The organism is Campylobacter sp. RM10537 (assembly GCF_022369435.1).
Classification (GTDB): Bacteria; Campylobacterota; Campylobacteria; order Campylobacterales; family Campylobacteraceae; genus Campylobacter_D; species Campylobacter_D molothri.
On record NZ_CP059597.1, the window covers coordinates 735,135 to 754,155 of the forward strand.

A 19,021-nucleotide genomic window follows, 5' to 3' on the forward strand; every position below is an offset into this window, starting at 1 on the left:
TTCAAATTTCATTTAAATAACCCCTATCAATCTTACCATTTTGATTGAGTTTAAAACTATCAATTCTTTTAAAATGTTTAGGTATCATATAAAGAGGTAATTTATCTTTTAAAAATATTCTAAAATCAATTTCTTCTTTACTCTCATAAAAACAAATAATCTCTTCTTTAAAAACACAAGCAGAGTTTCTTACTTTATCATGGGAATTAATAATATTTTCTATTTCTCCTAGTTCTATTCTATGACCCATGTATTTAATCTGATTATCAGCTCTTCCATAGCATAACAATTCTTCAAATCCATTATAAGCAACAATATCTCCTGTCTTATAGAGTAAGTCTAAATAATTATCATGTAAAGGATTTTGTATAAAAGCTTTATTTGTTTTTTCTTTGTCATTGTAATATCCTAAGGATAAAGAAGTTCCTCTTATATATAATTCTCCTTTTTTACCTATTTCTTTAGTACTTATATAATTCATATTTTCATCAAAGACTAGAAGTTCTGTATTTTTACAAGCTTTACCAATTGGTAAGAGTTCATCATCTTTAAAAGGACGGTTGATGATGTAGTAGGTGCAAACATCAGTGATTTCAGTAGGACCATAAAGATTAGCAAATAAACTTTGAGGTAAATGTTTTCTCCAGATATTAAGTTGCTTATTGGGCATGATTTCACCACAAAAGAGTATTTTTTTGAGATGTTTAGAAGAAAAATTATCTAAAGCTTCTGTATTTGCAAAATAAATCAATACTGAAGGCACCCAAAATATCGTACTTACTTTTTCTTGTTCTAAGCATTGTAATACTTTAGCAGGAAAAGTAAAGATATGATTAGGGATGATATGTAAAGTTGCGCCCACTTTTACACTTGAAAAAATATCTAAAACACTATTATCAAAATAAAATGGAGCTTGATTAGCTAAAATTTCATTCTCATCAAAATCAAAAGTTTCACATACCCAAAACGTATAATCAATCACACTCTTATGAGCTATACTTACTCCTTTAGGAATTCCTGTACTTCCACTTGTAAAAAGTACATAAAGTAAATTAGTGTCAATGTGTTTTTCTTTGGCTTTAGTGATTAAATTTTCATCTGTATTAAAACTTTTAAAATCTTGTGTATATAAAGTAGGTAAATTTAAATCTAAATTTAAATCTTTAGAAGTGATTAGAAGTTTTGGTTTTAAAACTTCTATAACTTTTTCTATTCTTTCTTTGGGACTTTTTTCATCTAAGAGTGTATAAAAGTTTCCACTTAAAGCTACACCAAAAAAAGAAATCAAACAATCAATGCCTTTAGGTAAGATAATAAGAATGGCTTTTTGTAAAGGTAAAGTATCATTATTTAACTTTCTTAGAATTTCACTGGCAACTTTTTTAGAATAAAGATCAAATTCTTTATAAGTGATTTCTTTTCTTTCTTTGGTAAAAGGTTCAACAAAGGCTATTTTTTCACTAAAATTTTCAACACTTTTTTCTAGAAAGTTGTAGATGTGGGTGAGCATGCAAAAAAGCCTTTATAATAAAATCAAAAGATGATTATGCCCCTTCCCGCCAGTTAATATAAACATAAAAAATTAATACCTTTTCATTATAAAAAGCAGATAAATACCTCCTAATAAAGTCGCTATAATCCCTAAAGGAATTTCGTAAGGAAATAATACAATTTTAGATATAAAATAAGCTAGAAACATTAAACAAATTCCAAGTAAAGCTGCCACAAAAAGTTGATTGTAAAATTTTTTAATTCCTAGTAATCTCATAATATGAGGGGCCAACAAACCCACAAAACTAAAAGGACCTATACATAAAGCACTTAAGGCGCAAGCAAAAGCGCTTAAGATAAGAAAAACGATTCTAACTTTTACTACATTAAGCCCAACACTTAAAGCACAATTCTCCCCTAAAGAAAATATCTTTAGGTTGGGATATAATATATATAAAGTTGATAAAAAAATACCTGTATAAATCAATAAAAATAAACTTAAATTTTTATCTATATTGATTAATCCAGCTTGAGTATAAGCTAAAAAAGTATAAGCTTTAAAGTCTCCACTAGCTAAGAAAATTTTACCCAAAGCATCTACAAAAAACATTATAGCTATGCCCATAAGAATGATTTTTTGTATATTTATATTTAATTTAGTGCTTAAAAAAAATAAAAAACATAAAACCAATAGAGCACCTATAATAGCAAAAATTTGAATATGTTCTAAAGAAAAATATAAAGCAAATAATACACCTAAACTTGTTCCAGAATTAATCCCTAGCATCTCAGGTGATGCCATAGGATTAAAACTCAATCTTTGCAAGATAAATCCAACCAAAGCTAATAAAATACCACATAAAAGCAAAATAACAAGCTTGTTTAATCTTAATGCTAAAATTTCATCCGATATGTTTTTAAAACTCAAAGTTGAAAAATCAAAATACAAATTAAGAAAAAATAGCATCAAAACAAGTAAAATCAAACCTAAAATAATATATCTTTCTTTAAAATAAGAAAATATATAAATACCATCATCGCTAAAATTTTCTTTTAACATTTTAAAAACACCAAAAATAAACAACGGAGAACCGATTAATGCCAAAACTCCTCCAGTAGGCAAATCAATTCCTTTTGTAATTTGTAAAATTTGTAAAAATAAATCTACTCCAAATAACAAAAAAAAGCCTAAAAAACCGCAGATTAAAAACTCTTTTCTTAATTTTTTTATTTTAAAAAATTTCACAAAAATACTTGCAAATAAGCCTAAAAAACTAATTACTCCTACAAAAGAAACCACCAAAGTGATAAAATAAGCACTCAAGCACAAGGCAAAAAATTTAACATAAAAGATATTTTGTCCCACACTGCTTGCAAGTTCATCTCCTAAATTTAAAATTTTTAAATAAGGGATAAAAAAATACAAACTAATCAATGCTATACTAGAATAACAAAAAAGCTCTATAATATCTTTAAAACCATTTTGAGTAAAATAACCACTATTAAAAAGTAAAAAAGACTTACTTTCTTCTGGATAAAAAAGGATCAGTAAAGAATTTAAAGCGCCAAAAACCATCCCACTTATAAGGCCTAAAAGGATTATACTTGTGGAATTTAAATGCTTTTTAAGCATAAAAATAAAAATTAAAAACAAAATTAAAAAAGCTCCCAAAAAGCCCATTAACACTTTTGAAATATTTAAAAAATCAGGAAAAAATAAAGTAGCGATTAATATAGTAAAACTAGCACTAGGAGCCACACCTAATGTTGTATCGCTGGCTAAGGGATTTTGCATTACTATACGCAAAATCAAAGAAGAAAAAGCAAGTAAAAAACCGCACAATAAACACATAAAAAAACGGCTTAAATTGTAATTTAAAAAAATAAAAGAAAATAAATTTTCATGATTATATTTTTTTAAAAATTCAAATTCCAAAAAAAGAAAAACACAAAACAAAGCAATCAGTATAAACACACATGAAAAAATAATTTTTTTCACTCAATTACCTCTATAAGTTCTTTAGCAAAGCGTCTCATACTCATCAATGATCCTGCACTCCAAATAGGCTCTAATTCATTATAATCTTGAAAAATATTCATTTTTTGATAAAAAGGATTTTGTTTTAACTCTTCATCAAGCTTAAAAGGAGTTGGCTTAATGACTATAAATTTTGTTTCTTTTGGAAATTTTAAAAGATCTAAAAAACTTATAATATCAACACCCCAAGCGTTGTTTGTATTTTTATCATAAGCATTTTTCAAACCAAGTTGTTCTAATGCCGCACCAAAAAGACTGTGTTTTGTATAAATTCTTAAATGTTTTTTATCTACAAATTGAACTATAGCAATGGGCTTAGTATAATGTAATTTCTTTTTAGAACTTCTAAAAAAAAGCTTTGTATTTTTAATAAATTCTAAGGCTTCTTGTTTTTTGTTTAAAATTATTCCTATCTGCAAAACACCTTCATTGATACTAGTATATACATCTTTTTTATTTTGATAAAAATCAATAATTTTTATTTTATTTTTTAAAATATGATTATCGATGACAAATAAAGATGAAGTGATGATTAAATCGGGCTTTAAATTGATAATATATTCTATATTAGGTTGAACTCTAAGACCGACATCTTTTACACTTTGGGGTAAAGCGGGCTCTTTTACCCAAGTATTATATATTCTCTTATCTCCGACTGCTAAAGGCTGGGAATTTAACATCATCATTGTTTCAGCCATAGTCCAATCTAAAGCGATGATTTTCAATTCTTTAGCTTGTATAAGTTCTAATAAAATTAAAAGCAAAATAATAATTTTTTTCATATTTTAAAAAAGTGCAATAGGAGATTTTCTTTTAGGATGCTCTATAATACTAGCATCGATATTAAATATATCTTTTAGTTTTTCTTCTTGCATAAATTCTTGCTTGCTTGCATTAAAAACAACCTTTCCTTCTTTTAAAGCAATAATTTCATCGCAATATAATGCCGCTAAATTAATATCATGTAAAATTAATACTATGCCCACTTTAAATTCTTTATTTAATTTTAATATTAATTCCATTAATTCAAATTGATATACAATATCTAAAGCAGCTAAAGGTTCATCTAAAAATAAAAATTCACTTTTTTGTGCTAAAAGCATTGCCAAAAAAGCTCTTGTTTTTTCTCCTCCAGAAAGAGTATGAATTTCTCTATTTGACAAACTTAAAGTATTCGTTAATCTCATCACTTCTTCGATTAATTCTTTATCTTGATTTTTAAAAAATAATTTTTCATAAGAATAGCGCCCCATTTTCACAAGCTCTTTTACGCTTAAATATCCTAAATTAGGTAAATATTGCGGTAAATAAGCTATTTTTTGAGCTAATTGTTTGGAAGAAAATTTAGCTATATCTTGTTCATTAAAACAAATTTTTCCAGAAGTTGGCTTTAACTGCCTAGCCAAAATTTTCAATAAAGTTGATTTTCCTGAACCATTATGCCCCATAAGGCCGTAAATTTTGTTATTTTCAAAACATAAATTTGTAGGATAAATAATATATTGATTTTGATTTTTAAAATTTACATTGCAACTTTTTATGAGTGCCATTGCTCAATCATATCCTCTTTAAAAAACTTAAGCTCGGATTATAGCATAAAGAAAAATAAAAAATAAATAAAAAATAATTTTTCTTTAAATTTTAAAATTATATAATTCGCATTTTGAAAGTCAATTTCATTATTATAATTAAAAATTTTTCGTTTAAAAAAAGGAGAACCTATTTTTATGAATAAAGTATTCAATTCTTTTTTACTTATTTCAATAAGTGCTAGTTTAGCTTTAGCAAAAGAATCTTCTTATGAGCTAGGTGCTGTTAGTGTTGTGGGATCTATCGAGAAAGGAAATCAAAGTGTAGATTATCTCAGCCCAAAAAGTGTTTCTGTAATTAGCGCCAAGCAAATTCAAGAAGAAGGTGCGCAGCAACTTGATGAGATTACTAGATACGAAAGTGGTTTTGTTTCTCAAATTTATGGTGCGGATTTAGATACAACAGATTGGCTTAAATTAAGAGGATTTGATGCAAGTTTAGTTTTAGACGGAACAGCTATTTATAAAGGCGGATATTTTGGATGGTCACCAGATTTATATGGCTTAGAAAAAATAGAAGTTATTAAAGGGGCTGATTCTTTAAGTTATGGATCTTCTCAAAGTGGTGGCGTGATCAATTTAGTTAGCAAAAGACCTCAAAAAAACCCTATAGCAGAAATAGGAGCTAAAATAGGAAATTTATCCCAAAATGGCCTATTTTTCGATATTGGAGATAAAGCTTTTAACACAAATAGTAATTTTAGAATCGTAGGAAACTATTTTAGGCAAAATGGACAGCTTGATGGAACTTGGCAAGAACATTATTATTTTGCACCAAGCTTAGCTATAAATATAGATGATGATACATTTTTAACGCTTCTTAGTAGTTTTCAGTACGATCAAGGAGTGCCTACAACTGGATTTTTTCCTGTTTATGGAACCATCATTGATACACCACAAGGAACAATTAAGCCAAGTACAAATTTAGGATCACCTTTGAGTGATTATTTAAAAAGAAAACAATATTCTTTAGGATATGAATTTATACATTATTTTAATGATGAATTAACTTTTATGCAAAATTATCGTTATAATATGGAGGATAAAAGTCAATTTGCTGTAAACTTTTCAGCTTTAGACTCTAGCAATCCCGCTACAGCTAAAAGAAGTTCTATCATCTTAGATGGTATAGCAAGAAGCCATACTTTAGATAATAGACTGGTTTTAAAGCATAATTACAAAGAACTTGAAAACACTCTTACAAGTGGAATAGATTATCAATATATCTATGTCAATGGAAAATATGGTTATGGAAGCGCAAGTGATGTCAATATCTTTGATCCTAATCATACCCCACAAATTAAAAGTAAAGTGCCTACATATCTAGTCAAACAATCACAATTAGGTCTATATGTTCAAGATAGAGCTAAGCTTTATGATAAATGGATTTTAGATCTTGGCATGCGTTTTGATAAAGCTAAAAGTAATGCAAAAAGCTTTGGAAATAAAAGCGATTATAATGTCAATCATACAACTTTTCAAACAGGCTTGATGTATGTATTTGAAGATTTAGGATTAATGCCTTTTGTCAGTTACTCAGGAGCCTTTAGACCTATAGCAGGAAGTGACGGAGAAGGCAAGGGTTATAAGCCTTATGAAAGCAGACAATATGAAGCTGGTTTTAAATATCTTCCTTATTTTATCGATGGAGAACTTAATCTTTCTTATTTTGACATCCAAGAAAAAAATGCCTTAGTTAATGCCGATCCAAGTATGCCTACGCCTGTATCTATACAAGCTGGAAAGCAAAATGCTAAAGGCTTAGAACTAAGCTCAAATATAGCTTTGAGTGAAAGCATAAATTATACTTTAGCTTATGCACATTATTTTCAAACTCACACCTCTTTAGACGCGCTAAAAACTATAAGAACGCCAATGATGCCAAAAGACATTTTTGCCACTAAAATTTCTCATACTTTTAAAATCGATCATAAACAAAATTTTAAAAGTAGTTTTGGAATACGCTACGTAGGAAGTAGCACTGACGAGGCTGGGAATCCTAATATCAAAGTGCCTTCATATACACTTTATGATCTTGCTTTTAGCTATAATTATGATAAATGGAATGCTCAGTTAAATATCGATAATATTTTTAATAAAAAATATATTAGCGGATGTTATTATTCTTGCTATTATGGTGAAGGTATTAAAGGAATTTTATCCATTTCTTATAAATATTAATAAATACTAAATTCTCTTAAGCTTAAGTATGCTATACTCTAGCTTATGAGATTTTTAAATATTATTTTATTTTTACCTTTAGCATTGTTTGGCTCCAACTTAAAAGAACTTATAAATTTAAGTCAAAAAAATGAGCAATATTTTATCAAGCAAATTCAAAGCGAACAAGCTAAACTTACAAGTAATGAAGTTTTTAGAAATTATTTGCCAAGTCTTAGTTTAAATTCCGCCTATGTGGCTAACAATAAAGATCGTTTTATTATTGATCCTCAAGAAAGTTTATTTGCAAAATTTTCTCTGAATTTTCTACTTTTTGATGGTGGCGCTAGAGAAGCTAATTTAAAAGCCTTAAAAGAGCAAGAAAAAATTAGCTTACTTAGCAAAGAACAAACTAGAAATTATTTAGCTTTAAATGCAACTACTCTTTATTTTAATTCTTTAAGTCTTAGAAAAATCATTGCCACAAATGAACAGAAAGTGGAGTTTTTAAAATCAACCTTACAAAGATTAAAAAAATTTTACGCTACAGGATTAAGTTCTAAAGATGAATTAGAAAGTATAGAAGCAAAATTTCATTTAAGTGTTTTAGATTTGCATCAAAATGAATTAAAATTTGAAAATATCCAAAAAGAAATTAGAATTTTAACCGGAGAAAATATCATTCCTGAAGGCCAAGCAACATTGGAAAAACCTTTTTATGATAAAGTATTAAATAACTATGATGTGCTTATTGCTAGAGAAAATGTTAATTTAGCTAGAGAAAATGTTAATTTAGCCAAAGCTCAGTATTATCCTAAATTTTTTATTCAAGATAATTTCGGATTTTATAAAAACAATTATAACCCAAAAGTTCCTTATCCTTTTATCAATCTAACCAATGAAATCTTAGAAAAATATTCACAAAATAATCAAATTATTTTAGGAATAGAATGGAAAATTTTTGATTTTAATTCTAGAGCCAAAAAGGTTGAAAAAGAGCGTTTAAATGTTCAAATTGCAAATGCAAATGCAAGATTAAATGAAAGAAAAAACCGAGAAGAATTGTTGTATTTGCTTAAAAATATAAAAGTCTTAAAGGAGCAAATTATAGCCCTAAAATTAGCACTCAAAGCTGCTAATATAGCCTTTGAAAGCATAGATAAAAAATATAGCGCAGGGCTTGTTTCTTATGTAGAATATTTACAAGCTTTAGAGGCTAAATTTAAAGCTCAAAGTGATCTAGAATTAGCAAGAAACGAATTTGAAATCACAAAAGCAAATTATTATTTTAATGCTGGAGTACAAATCATTTCAAAGGTAAAACAATGAAAATATTTTTAATTTTAATATTTTCTTTTAATGTAATTTTTGCAGAAGAAATTTATGCAAGTTTTAATGTAGAAGCATCAAAGCAAAGCAAATTGGCTATTGAAGGCATAGGGATAGTATCACAAATTCCAATCACAATTGGACAAAAGGTTAAAAAGGGAGATCTTTTAATTGTCCTTGATCAAACCAGTGAAAAAATAGCACTTGAAAATGCCAAAAATTCATATAATTTAGCCCTAGCTCAATATGAAAATACAAAAAGCAAAATGAAAAAAATTAATTCTGTTCAAGATGTTATTGATAAACAAAGCTATGAAGATATGAAAACACAATTTAATATAGCTAGCTTAAATTTAACTAAAGCTAAAATCAATATGGATTATTATAAAAATATACTTGAAAAAAAAGAATTAAGAGCGCCTTATGATGCAATTGTTTCAAATAAATTTATACAGATTGGAGAGGGAGTTGGCGGAGTAGCTCAACCTTTAGTAGAAATTTTTTCTTATCCTCAAAGTAAACTCATTTTAAGTTTTGATGAAAAATATAAAGATAAAGTAAAAATTGGAGATGAATTTATTTATAAATTAGATCAAAGCAATAACCAAATTAAAGGAAAAATCAGCCTAATTTATCCAAGCATAGAGGTAAAAACGAGAAAAATTTATGCTGAAGTTGAAGCTTCAGGATTAACCCCGGGACTTTTTGGAGAAGGTAAGATAATTACAAAAGATTAGAATATGTTTAAATTAGCAATAAATAGACCTATTACCGTATTAATGTTTTTTTTAGCACTCGTTATCTTTGGATTTATTTCCGCATTTAATATGAGTGTTAATTTATTTCCAAATGTTTCCATTCCTCTTATTAAAATTACAAGTAAAGCTAATGGAGATTTAAATTTTATAGAATCAAAAATTACTAAGGAAATAGAAAATGCTCTAAGTGAAATTGATGGGGTTAAAACTATAACTTCGGTTGCATATGATAATTTTAGTATTTCTGTAGTCGAATTTAAACTTGGCAAAAATCTCGAAGTAGCTGCTAATGATGTAAGAGATAAAATAGGCACCTTAAGTCTTCCAACTAAACCTGAAGTTGAGAAAATAAGTTCTGATTCTGGTTCAGCTATATCACTTTTTCTTTACTCACCAAATAAACTTTCTCTTATGCAAAATATCAATGACAAAATCAAGCCTTTTTTACAAAGGGTCGATGGTGTAGGAAAAATTGATGCTAAAGGTTTTTTAAAACCTCAAATTCGCATTAATTTAAAACCAGAGCAATTACAAAAATATAATCTTAATGCCTATGATGTAGCCAATATCATTAAAAGTCAAAATTTTAAACAAGCCTTAGGAGAATTAAATAATCAAAAAAATAATTATATTATTAAAGGTTATTTCGAAGCTAATGATTTAAATGAATTAAAAAAATTACGTATTAAAACTGGTGTATTTTTAAGTGATATTGCTGATATACAGAATCTTTATGAGGATGAAAAGCAAAGTGCGATTTATCAAGGAAAAGAAGGTGTGCTCCTAGAGCTTGGCAAAGTGAATAATTATAATACACTCCAAATGATAAAAAATGTTAAAAATTCTCTAAGCACTTTAGAAAAGCAAATTCCTAGCGATATAAAATTTGATATTGTTTATGATAAAAGCTTAAATATCTATAAACATCTTTCACAAGTTATTTTTGATATGGTTTTAGGTATTTTCTTAACTCTAATTATTGTATTTTTATTTTTAAGAAATTTAAGTGCTACCCTTATTGCTTGCATTGCAATACCAACTTCAATAATTTCAACTTTTTTTATCATTGATATTTTAGGCTATGATCTAAATCGTCTTACCTTTATTGCCCTAACTTTAAGTATAGGAATTTTTATAGATGATGCTATTGTAGTGATTGAAAATATCGCTAAAAAATTAAAAGAACATCCGCCCTTACAAGCTGCTTTTTTAGGGGTTAATGAAATAGGTTTTAGCGTATTAAGCATTAGTGTTGTTTTACTTTGTGTTTTTATTCCTATTTCTTATATGAAATCTGTACCTGGGCTTTTTTTTAACGCCTTAGGAATTAGCGTTGCAAGTGGTATCGTAATTAGTTTTTTAGTTTCTATATTTTTGATTCCAAGTTTAAGTGCTAGATTTTTAAATCCTAAAGAAAGTCGATTTTATCAAAAAAGTGAAGCTTTTTTTCAAAAAATAGAAGAAAAATATGAAAATATACTTTATAAAATTTTAAAAAATAAAACTAAATTCATCTTAGCAAGTCTTGTTTTTGTAATTTTATCCTTTGGTTTAGCTAGTCGTATTGGACTTGATTTTTTACCTATGGAAGATGACAGCGAAATTCAAGTTTTGCTTGAGAGTAAACAAGATTTGAGTTTTGAAGCTATGCGAAAAAAAAGTCTTGATCTTTTAGAAAAAATTCAAACAGATGAAAATGTAAAATACGCTTTTTTAATTTTAGGATATGATGATGCTAAAGATGCCACAAAAGCTAAAATTTATATAAAGCTTAAAAATTTAGGTGAGAGAAAATTAAGACAAAGCGCAATAGTTAACTTATATCGTCAAAAATTTCAAGAAGATGGCATTAAAATCAAAGTTTTAGAGCTTCCAAAAATCGAAGGCGCTGGAATTGATGATCCAGTTCAATTTTTAGTTTTAGGCGATGATTTAGATTCTATAAAACAAGCTACTAATCGTGCCAAAGAGATTTTAGGAAGTAATTCTCATATTGTTGATATAAGCGATAATGCTAATTCAACAAAAGATGCTGTTGCTCTTCATATTAATAAAGAAAAAGCAAAGCTTTTAGATGTTAATCCAGAATATATTGCCGCAGTATTAAGTTACTCTTTTTCTCAATTAAGTGTTGGGGGTATGGACAGAGGAAATTCAAAAGACGATCTTATTTTAAGCTTTTCACCTGATTTTAAAAAAAATATAGAAGCTCTTAAGCGCATTAATATAAGAAATAATCAAGGTATTAACTTAGATCTTTCAAGTGTTGTTGATTTTTCTTATACTAAGGATTTAAAAACTATCAATCGTTATAACAAAAGTCGATCTATTAAGGTTACAGCTGGAGTTAATGATATTTCGCTAGGAGCGGTTCAAAAACTCTTACTTAATAATATGGATTATATTTTAGGTAAGAATTCAAATCTTAATTATGCTTTTTCAGGCTTTATAAATCTTTTAGGTGAAACCGTTCAAGGTTTTGCGATGGCTATAACTTTAGCTTTTGTTTTAATTTATCTTGTTTTAGCTGCACTTTATGAAAGTCTTATTTTACCATTAATTATAATGATCACTATGCCTTTGGCTTTTGGTGGAGCTTCTATAGGACTTTTCATTACTGGACATAATTTCTCACTTTTTGTTTTAATTGCCATCATCTTACTTTTTGGTATGGTGGGAAAAAATGCGATTTTACTTATAGATGTAGCCAATAAAAAATGTCATGAAGGTATAGAACCTAATAAAGCTTTATTGATCGCTGGAAAATCTCGCTTAAGAGCTATTTTAATGACAACTTTTGCGATGATTTTTGCTATGATTCCTCTTGCTATTTCAAGAGGAGCAGGATACGAATCTAATTCCCCAATGGCTATAGCGATTATTTTTGGTCTTGTTAGCTCAACTCTTTTAACTTTATTAGTTGTACCGGCACTCTTTAAATTTTGCTATACTCTTGATAGTAAATTAAGAAAAATATATGAAAGAAAAAAAATAGATTAAAAGACTTATTTAAGTCTTTTAAGCATTGTTTTTATATAGAGCTTTAAGATTATTGTAAGCGATTTGTATTTTTTCAAATTGTTCTCTAGTATAAGCTTTTTCTTCAGCACTTTTACCCTGATAAAAATCAGGATGATAAAGCTTTACCATCATTAAATATTTTTGTCTGATTTCACTAAGATCATTTTGAGGTGTACATTCTAAAGTTGTAAAATAATTATTAAAAAGCTTTGCTAAAGCATTAAATTTCCATTTTGCATTTTCTTTTTTAAAAATATCTTGGCGAAAATCTTTATATTCTTGACGATCCACTTCAAAATTAACACGATATCTTAAATGCTCACTCTCATCAGCAAAAGCTTCAAAAAGTTCCAAGGTGTTTTCATCTTTATATTTAAGCATTAAAATACTTGTTGCTTCATCATATTCTATATAATGCTCTTTAAAATAATTTTTCATATAGGCTATAAATAATTTTTCATTAGAACTAAGTTGCATTAGAATTTGATTTCCTGCAAAACTTGTTTTTATAAAAAGCATAGGTTTTAGCATGTTGTTTTGCTCAAAATTAAGTCTAAAAGTTTTAAAATGAGCATCTTTTAAATTCTCTATGCTTTCATTAGAGCTCTTACGATATTTTTGATCTAAGACTTTTAAAAAATATCGACGTTGCGGAATTTCATTTTCCTCAAAAAAAGAAAAAATCTTATTTTTTCGCCCTATAACTTTTGTGAAATTTTTGGTAATTAAGTCTTTAAAATACTGAAAAACGCTAATATCATCAGTATTAACATTAATCGTCTCTAAAGTTTGCACAATTTGCATCTTCTCTCTCCCATAAAACCTCATTTTCAAAAAGAGAACTTGTCCCTTTTAAAATTTCATTAGGTGTATAATCGGCTTTATACGATAAAGATTGACACTTTTTTACAAAATATCCCAAATAAATATATTTTAAATTTTTACTTTTAGCAAATTTGATCTCATTTAAAAGAGAAAACTTACCCAAGGAAAGATATGCAAAATCAGGATCGTAAAAACAATAAATACTTGAAATTCCATCCTCAACCTCATCAATAAGATCAACACAAACAAGCTTATTATCAACATAAAAAGCAAGCTCATAACCAAAATCCATAAATCCATCTATATAAAGATTATAATATTGTCTAAAATTTAAATCATATCTTTTCCACTTCTTTTTATCTTCCATAAAACGATGGTATTTATCATATAAAAATAAATGTTCATTACTCAAAGCTGGTCTTCTAAGTATCATTTTAGTATTGATATTTTTTTTAAAAACTCTTCTTTCATTGCGAGAAAATTTATATTCATTAGCTAAAATTCTAAGACTAAGACATTCTTGACAATCTCTACAAATTGGACGAGAAAAATACCTTCCAAAGCGTCTCCAACCACGTTGGATTAGTTTAGTATTGATTTCTTTGGAACAATTTTGTATGTATTTATATTCTATTCTTGAGCGTTTTGTTTCTAAGTATGGACATTTATCTTCAAGAGTACAAAATCCAATTTCAAACATTTAAATTTTCTTAATATCTGAATTCTTGATAAATTCAGAAAATTCATCTTGCAATTTTTCTTCCTTTAGAAAAATTTCTTGCATTTCTTTATCTAAAAACATTTCTTGTTTGTTTTGTTTTTTTTCTTTTTTTATATTTTTTATTTTCACAGTATTATTTTGCATTTCTTTTTTTATATTTTTTAAACTATCTAAAAAATCCATTTATTTTCCTCTTTTAATTTTTTCAAGTGTTGCTGCAATAACAGCCACTATCTCTTCTTTGTTTTCATGATGATAATCTTGTGTTTTTTCTAATAACTCTTGCAAATGAGTTTCTATAAAAGAAGTATCAAAATAACCTCTTCTAAATTCTTTTATTTTAGTAATCGCAATTAAAAATGGTATTGTTGTCCTAATATCTAAAGTAAATTCTTTCAAAGCTCTTTCAAGTTTATTGACTGCTAAATCATAGCTTGTTGCCCTAACAATCAATTTAGCAAGCATGGAATCATAATAAGGCGGTATCGTATAATCCTTATAAATATGGCTATCTACTCTTACAGAAGGACCTAATGCTGGATAATATTCATTGATTTTACCTACGCTTGGAGTAAAATTTTTCCACACATTTTCAGCCGTAATTCTAGCCTCTATAGCAAATCCTCTAGGTTTAATATCACTTTGCTCTATATCTAAAATTTCTCCAGCAGCTATACGAATTTGACGTACGATAAGATCAACCCCTGTAATTTCTTCTGTAACAGGATGCTCAACTTGAATTCTTGTATTCATTTCCATAAAATAAAAACGGTTATAATCATCAAGTAAAAATTCTATCGTCCCTGCATTGGTATAGCCTACTGCTTTAGCTGCTGCAATAGCAGTTACCCCCATAGTTTTTCTAAGATTGTCAGAAATACTAGGACAAGGTGCAATTTCAATAATTTTTTGATGTCTTCTTTGTATAGAACAATCTCTTTCACAAAGATGTATTATATTGCCATAATTATCACCTAAAATTTGAAATTCTATATGACGAGGATTTATAACAAATTTTTCCATAAATACTTCATCATTTTTAAAATAAGCTAATGCTTCCCTTTTACAAGAATCAAAAGCATTTTCAAGCTCTTCTTGTTTATAAACAACGCGAATTCCTCGCCCTCCTCCGCCACCTGAAGCTTTTAAAATTACAGGGTAGCTAATTTTTTCTGCAATAATTTTAATTTCATCTATACTGTAAGAATTTAATTTCTCAGTACCTGGGACAATAGGAATTCCATTTTGCGCCATCAATTTACGCGCAATATTTTTATTACCCATTTTATGAATTACTTCAGATTTTGGGCCTATAAAAATAATATTTGATTCTTCGCAAGCTCTAGCAAATTCGTAATTTTCACTTAAAAATCCATAGCCAGGATGAATAGCATCAGCGCCACAAGCTTTAGCAACCTCTATAATTCTTTCAATGTCTAAATAACCCTTTATAGCATCTTTACCAATTTGATAAGCTTCATCAGCAATTTTTACATGCAAACACTCACAATCAGGCTCGGTATAAATTGCAACACTTTTAATATGCAAATCCCTACAAGCTCGAATAATTCTAACGGCTATTTCAGCACGATTTGCTATAAGAATTTTATGAATTTGCACCATAGTTTGCCTTTAAAAATAATAATACTAAAAGCAATTCTATCAAAATATCCTTATAAAAACTTAGCAAAAAAATTAATTATTTTAGTTATAATAAAACTTTATAAATTTTATTTCCAAGAAGAAAAGTAAAAATCAAAATGGTTGCTGATAAGAAATTATTTTATTTAAGTTGTATATTAATTACTATAGGAATAGTTTTTTCATACTCACTAACAGTTTTTACTGTACTTTTTTTCAATTATAATGAATTTCATTTTTTTACTCGCCAACTTTTTTTTGGAGTGAGTGGAATTTTAATCATGTTTTTTATCTCAAGACTTGATCCAGATAAAAAAAATTCTGAAAGAATTATTCTTGCTATTCTTATTATTTCTTTTATTTTTATCACAATCTTACCTTTTTTACCTTCGGCCTTGGCAACAGCTAGTGGAGGTGCTAAAAGATGGATTCGCTTAGGCCCGCTTTCTATATCTCCGGTTGAATTTTTTAAAATAGGTCTTATTTATTTTTTAGCTTGGAGTTATACAAGACGTATTGATGATAGTAAAAAAGCAATTAAACATGAAGTTTTAATTCTTTTACCTTACTGTATTGTTGCAACTATAGTGATAGGATATATTTATATTACGCAAAATGATTTAGGACAGAGTGTTATTTCTTTCTTTTTGATTTTAGCTTTAGCCTTTTTTGCAGGAGCTAGCAAAAGACTTTTTGCTTTTGGAACTTTAATCATTATGATGGTTGGAATAATGGTTATTTTTAGCAATCAAAGGCGTATTCAAAGAATTGCATCTTGGTGGGGAAATATACAAGATGCATTTTTACCAATGCTTCCTGATTGGATGGCAAATGCTTTACGAGTAAGTACCAATACAGAACCTTATCAAATCTCACACTCTTTAAATGCTATAGCTCATGGAGGAATATTTGGAGAGGGTTTAGGGCTTGGAACTTTTAAATTAGGTTTTTTAAGCGAAGTCCATACCGACTTTATTCTCTCTGGTATCACAGAAGAAATCGGACTTTTTGGACTTGGGATCATCTGTTTTATTTATCTTTGGATGATTTTAAGAATTTTTAGAATAGCTGGACGTTGCGACAAAAAAGAACACTTTATTTTTTGTTCTGGTATCGCTTTGCTTTTACTTTTTTCATTTTTTATGAACGCTTTTGGTATTATTTCTCTTACCCCTCTTAAAGGTGTTGCAGTTCCACTTTTAAGCTATGGTGGAAGTTCCATGTGGGCAATTTGTATAGGTATTGGATATGTATTGATGATTTCTAAAAAGGTTAAATTATGATTGTTTTAACTGGAGGTGGCACGGGTGGACATTTAGCCATAGTAAGATGCTTATTAGAAAGTGCCCAACGAAAGAATATAGCTTGTATTTATATAGGCAGTGAAAATGGGCAAGATAAAGCGTGGTTTGAAAAAGAAACGCGCTTTAAGGATAAATTCTTTCTAAGCTCTAAGGGAGTTATCAATCAAAGTAAATTTAACAAAATCAATTCTTTTTTACATATTCTAAAACTTTCTAAAAAATGTAAAAAAATTTTTAAAACCTATAAAGTAAAAGCTGTCATTAGCGTAGGAGGATACAGTGCAGCTCCTGCATCTTTTGGAGCTTTATTTTCTGGCATACCTTTATTTATACATGAACAAAATTCAAAAAGTGGTTCCTTAAATAAACTTTTAAAACCTTTTTCTAAAAAATTTTTTAGTGCTTTTGAGGAAGATTTTACACCTTATCCTGTAGCAGATAAATTTTTTAATCATGCAAGAATTCGTAAAGAATTAAAAAATATTATTTTTCTAGGAGGATCTCAAGGAGCTAGTTTTATCAATGAATTGGCCATACAATTAGCACCTAATTTAAATGAAAAAAATATCCATATTATTCATCAATGTGGAAAAAATGATTTACAAAAGTACAAACAAATTTATAAAACTTTAAATATCGAAGCTGATATATTTGACTTTAGTTCAAATTTAGAACAAAAGATGCATAAAGCAGATTTAGCTATATCAAGAGCTGGCGCAAGTACGCTTTTTGAACTTTGTGCTAATTCTTTACCTGCTATTTTTATTCCTTATCCTTATGCAGCCAAAAATCATCAATACTTTAACGCTAAATTTTTACAAAATCAAAATTTATGTAAAATTTTTACACAAGATAATGCCAATGTAGATGAAATTTTTAAAACTATTTTAAATATAAATTTAGAAAATATTTCCAAAGGTTTGCAAGATATTTTTCAAAAAAATGGATCAGATATTTTACTTGAAAAAATACTTAAACTTATTTGATAACTTGACTTTTATAGGATAAATATCCAACGATATTTACTATGATTCCGATTGCAAAAAGTATTACAATAGCACTTGAAAAATTTCCAAATTGATCATGTAAAAGTCCTATAATCCACTGACCTTGCGCAGCAATTAAATATCCAAAACCTTGAGCAAAGGCTGAAAGTCTTGCTGCTATTTGTGCATTATGACTTTTTTGGGCAATAAAAAGTAAAACTATACCAAAAACCCCGCCCCAAGGAAAGCCCATAATAAAAGCACCTAAAATAATCATAAATTCATTATTAAAAATAAGTAAAATCCCAAAAGATATAGCATACATGGCGCACAAAATCGCAATATAGCTTGTATGATATTCTTTTTTAATTTTACCTAAAAGCAAAGGGCCAAAAAGTGAAACTGGCATAGCGATCAATTGTCCAAATAAAAGCATATTCGTTGCAAAATCTTTGCTAAAACCTTTTTCGGTTACTATTTGAACATACCAAAAAAATAAAGAATACGCCAAAAAGCTTTGAAATCCCATAAAAAGAGTGATTTTCCATGTTGTAGGATGTTTAAAAATATTCACTTGTTTAGAAGAAAGTTTTTTAGCTCTAAAAAGTCTTCCATTTTTTGCTTGAGGAAAATAAATCACTAAGGCTACAAAAGCAAAAATAGCCCAAAATACCATAGCTAAAGATAAATTAAATATATGAAGTAAAGGTGTGGCTAAAGCTATACCCACTATAGAAGAAACACTTAAAATAAAACTATACAAACCCATAACGCTAGACATTTGTTTAGGAAATTTTTCCTTAATAAAACTTGGCAAAACTACATTAGCAATTGCTATACCACAACCTATAGCAAGCATCCCTATAAATAAACCATAAACTCCAAAATAAGAACGCAAAAGTTCGCCAATAAATATCAAAAAAATTCCTACAATAACTGCACGGATAACAGAAAAATACCCCACAATAAAAGAAATACTTCCAAAAGCCATCAAAGGCAAACTGGTTAAAATCCCTATCAAAGTAGAATTTAAATCAAACTCTTTTTTTATAATATCAACCATTGGCCCTATCGTTGTGATAGGGGCTCTAAGATTAAAAGCTATAATAATAACAATAAAAATATTAAGCCAAAAAATTTTTTTAAAAGAAGTCATAA

General features: G+C 28.0%; 14 protein-coding genes and 1 pseudogene. 6 read left to right on the forward strand and 9 right to left on the reverse strand.

The window, feature by feature from the left end:
• Position 1: 1 nt before the first annotated feature.
• The 4 genes from CMOL_RS03685 to CMOL_RS03700 all read right to left on the reverse strand — a co-directional run bounded on the left by CMOL_RS03685 (position 2) and on the right by CMOL_RS03700 (position 5,079).
• Positions 2–1,510 carry an AMP-binding protein gene (locus CMOL_RS03685; RefSeq protein ID WP_239819934.1) on the reverse strand — a complete coding sequence of 503 codons (1,509 nt, stop codon included), beginning with the start codon at positions 1,508–1,510 and terminating at the stop codon, positions 2–4.
• A gap of 72 nt (positions 1,511–1,582) precedes the next feature.
• Positions 1,583–3,490, reverse strand: a complete 1,908-nt coding sequence (locus CMOL_RS03690) for an iron ABC transporter permease (RefSeq protein WP_239820726.1) — start codon at positions 3,488–3,490, stop codon at positions 1,583–1,585.
• Positions 3,487–4,311, reverse strand: a complete 825-nt coding sequence (locus CMOL_RS03695; protein WP_239820727.1) for an ABC transporter substrate-binding protein — start codon at positions 4,309–4,311, stop codon at positions 3,487–3,489. Before CMOL_RS03695 ends, CMOL_RS03690 begins: the two co-directional genes overlap by 4 nt.
• Positions 4,312–4,314: 3 nt before the next feature.
• Positions 4,315–5,079, reverse strand: a complete 765-nt coding sequence (locus CMOL_RS03700; protein ID WP_200280590.1) for an ABC transporter ATP-binding protein — start codon at positions 5,077–5,079, stop codon at positions 4,315–4,317.
• 177 nt (positions 5,080–5,256) lie between these two features.
• Here CMOL_RS03700 and CMOL_RS03705 point away from each other — a divergent pair, with 177 nt between their 5' ends.
• From CMOL_RS03705 to CMOL_RS03720, 4 genes are read left to right on the forward strand one after another with little or no spacing between them, the layout of a single operon-like run.
• Complete coding sequence (locus CMOL_RS03705; RefSeq protein ID WP_239820728.1) at positions 5,257–7,299, forward strand: TonB-dependent siderophore receptor; 2,043 nt, start codon at positions 5,257–5,259, stop codon at positions 7,297–7,299.
• 45 nt (positions 7,300–7,344) lie between these two features.
• Positions 7,345–8,607: a TolC family protein gene (locus tag CMOL_RS03710; RefSeq protein WP_239820729.1), complete on the forward strand. Its 1,263-nt coding sequence runs from the start codon at positions 7,345–7,347 to the stop codon at positions 8,605–8,607.
• Positions 8,604–9,344 (forward strand): efflux RND transporter periplasmic adaptor subunit, encoded by a 741-nt coding sequence (locus tag CMOL_RS03715; protein WP_239820730.1) that lies wholly within the window; start codon positions 8,604–8,606, stop codon positions 9,342–9,344. The genes CMOL_RS03710 and CMOL_RS03715 overlap by 4 nt, the downstream gene beginning before the upstream one ends.
• 3 nt (positions 9,345–9,347) lie before the next feature.
• Positions 9,348–12,365 carry an efflux RND transporter permease subunit gene (locus CMOL_RS03720; protein WP_239820731.1) on the forward strand — a complete coding sequence of 1,006 codons (3,018 nt, stop codon included), beginning with the start codon at positions 9,348–9,350 and terminating at the stop codon, positions 12,363–12,365.
• Positions 12,366–12,383: 18 nt separating this feature from the next.
• Here the strand turns inward: CMOL_RS03720 and CMOL_RS03725 are convergent, their stop codons facing one another.
• From CMOL_RS03725 to CMOL_RS03740, 4 genes are read right to left on the reverse strand one after another with little or no spacing between them, the layout of a single operon-like run.
• Positions 12,384–13,190: an adenylosuccinate lyase gene (locus CMOL_RS03725; protein ID WP_239820732.1), complete on the reverse strand. Its 807-nt coding sequence runs from the start codon at positions 13,188–13,190 to the stop codon at positions 12,384–12,386.
• A complete protein-coding gene (locus tag CMOL_RS03730) occupies positions 13,159–13,911 on the reverse strand; it encodes an arginyltransferase (RefSeq protein WP_239820733.1) in 753 nt (250 codons plus the stop codon). The genes CMOL_RS03725 and CMOL_RS03730 overlap by 32 nt, the downstream gene beginning before the upstream one ends.
• Positions 13,912–14,076 (reverse strand): hypothetical protein, encoded by a 165-nt coding sequence (locus tag CMOL_RS03735; RefSeq protein ID WP_374269053.1) that lies wholly within the window; start codon positions 14,074–14,076, stop codon positions 13,912–13,914.
• A gap of 39 nt (positions 14,077–14,115) precedes the next feature.
• The gene (locus tag CMOL_RS03740) at positions 14,116–15,555 is read right to left on the reverse strand and encodes an acetyl-CoA carboxylase subunit A (RefSeq protein ID WP_239820735.1); all 1,440 of its coding nucleotides are present in this window, start codon (positions 15,553–15,555) and stop codon (positions 14,116–14,118) included.
• Between the two features lie 137 nt (positions 15,556–15,692).
• Between CMOL_RS03740 and ftsW the strand changes: the two genes are divergently transcribed.
• Together ftsW and murG are read left to right on the forward strand one after the other, a co-directional pair.
• Entirely contained in the window at positions 15,693–16,856 is a 1,164-nt protein-coding gene (gene ftsW, locus CMOL_RS03745; protein ID WP_239820736.1) for a putative lipid II flippase FtsW, read from the forward strand.
• Positions 16,850–17,885 (forward strand): annotated as a pseudogene (murG, locus tag CMOL_RS03750) (undecaprenyldiphospho-muramoylpentapeptide beta-N-acetylglucosaminyltransferase). The gene ftsW and the pseudogene murG overlap by 7 nt, the downstream one beginning before the upstream one ends.
• Here the strand turns inward: murG and CMOL_RS03755 are convergent.
• Positions 17,856–19,019, reverse strand: coding sequence for an MFS transporter (locus tag CMOL_RS03755; protein ID WP_239820737.1), 1,164 nt, complete (start codon positions 19,017–19,019; stop codon positions 17,856–17,858). The pseudogene murG and the gene CMOL_RS03755 sit on opposite strands and share 30 nt — an antisense overlap.
• Between the last annotated feature and the right edge of the window lie 2 nt (positions 19,020–19,021).

Excerpts from the sequence above, each read along its gene's own strand:
- CMOL_RS03735 (WP_374269053.1), bottom strand. The coding sequence starts at position 14,076 with ATGCAAAATAATACTGTGAAAATAAAAAATATAAAAAAAGAAAAAAAA.
- CMOL_RS03700 (WP_200280590.1), bottom strand. The coding sequence starts at position 5,079 with ATGGCACTCATAAAAAGTTGCAATGTAAATTTTAAAAATCAAAATCAA.
- CMOL_RS03695 (WP_239820727.1), bottom strand. The coding sequence starts at position 4,311 with ATGAAAAAAATTATTATTTTGCTTTTAATTTTATTAGAACTTATACAA.
- CMOL_RS03740 (WP_239820735.1), bottom strand. The coding sequence starts at position 15,555 with ATGGTGCAAATTCATAAAATTCTTATAGCAAATCGTGCTGAAATAGCC.
- CMOL_RS03710 (WP_239820729.1), top strand. The coding sequence starts at position 7,345 with ATGAGATTTTTAAATATTATTTTATTTTTACCTTTAGCATTGTTTGGC.
- ftsW (WP_239820736.1), top strand. The coding sequence starts at position 15,693 with ATGGTTGCTGATAAGAAATTATTTTATTTAAGTTGTATATTAATTACT.
- CMOL_RS03705 (WP_239820728.1), top strand. The coding sequence starts at position 5,257 with ATGAATAAAGTATTCAATTCTTTTTTACTTATTTCAATAAGTGCTAGT.
- CMOL_RS03755 (WP_239820737.1), bottom strand. The coding sequence starts at position 19,019 with ATGACTTCTTTTAAAAAAATTTTTTGGCTTAATATTTTTATTGTTATT.
- CMOL_RS03720 (WP_239820731.1), top strand. The coding sequence starts at position 9,348 with ATGTTTAAATTAGCAATAAATAGACCTATTACCGTATTAATGTTTTTT.
- CMOL_RS03715 (WP_239820730.1), top strand. The coding sequence starts at position 8,604 with ATGAAAATATTTTTAATTTTAATATTTTCTTTTAATGTAATTTTTGCA.
- CMOL_RS03730 (WP_239820733.1), bottom strand. The coding sequence starts at position 13,911 with ATGTTTGAAATTGGATTTTGTACTCTTGAAGATAAATGTCCATACTTA.
- CMOL_RS03725 (WP_239820732.1), bottom strand. The coding sequence starts at position 13,190 with ATGCAAATTGTGCAAACTTTAGAGACGATTAATGTTAATACTGATGAT.
- CMOL_RS03685 (WP_239819934.1), bottom strand. The coding sequence starts at position 1,510 with ATGCTCACCCACATCTACAACTTTCTAGAAAAAAGTGTTGAAAATTTT.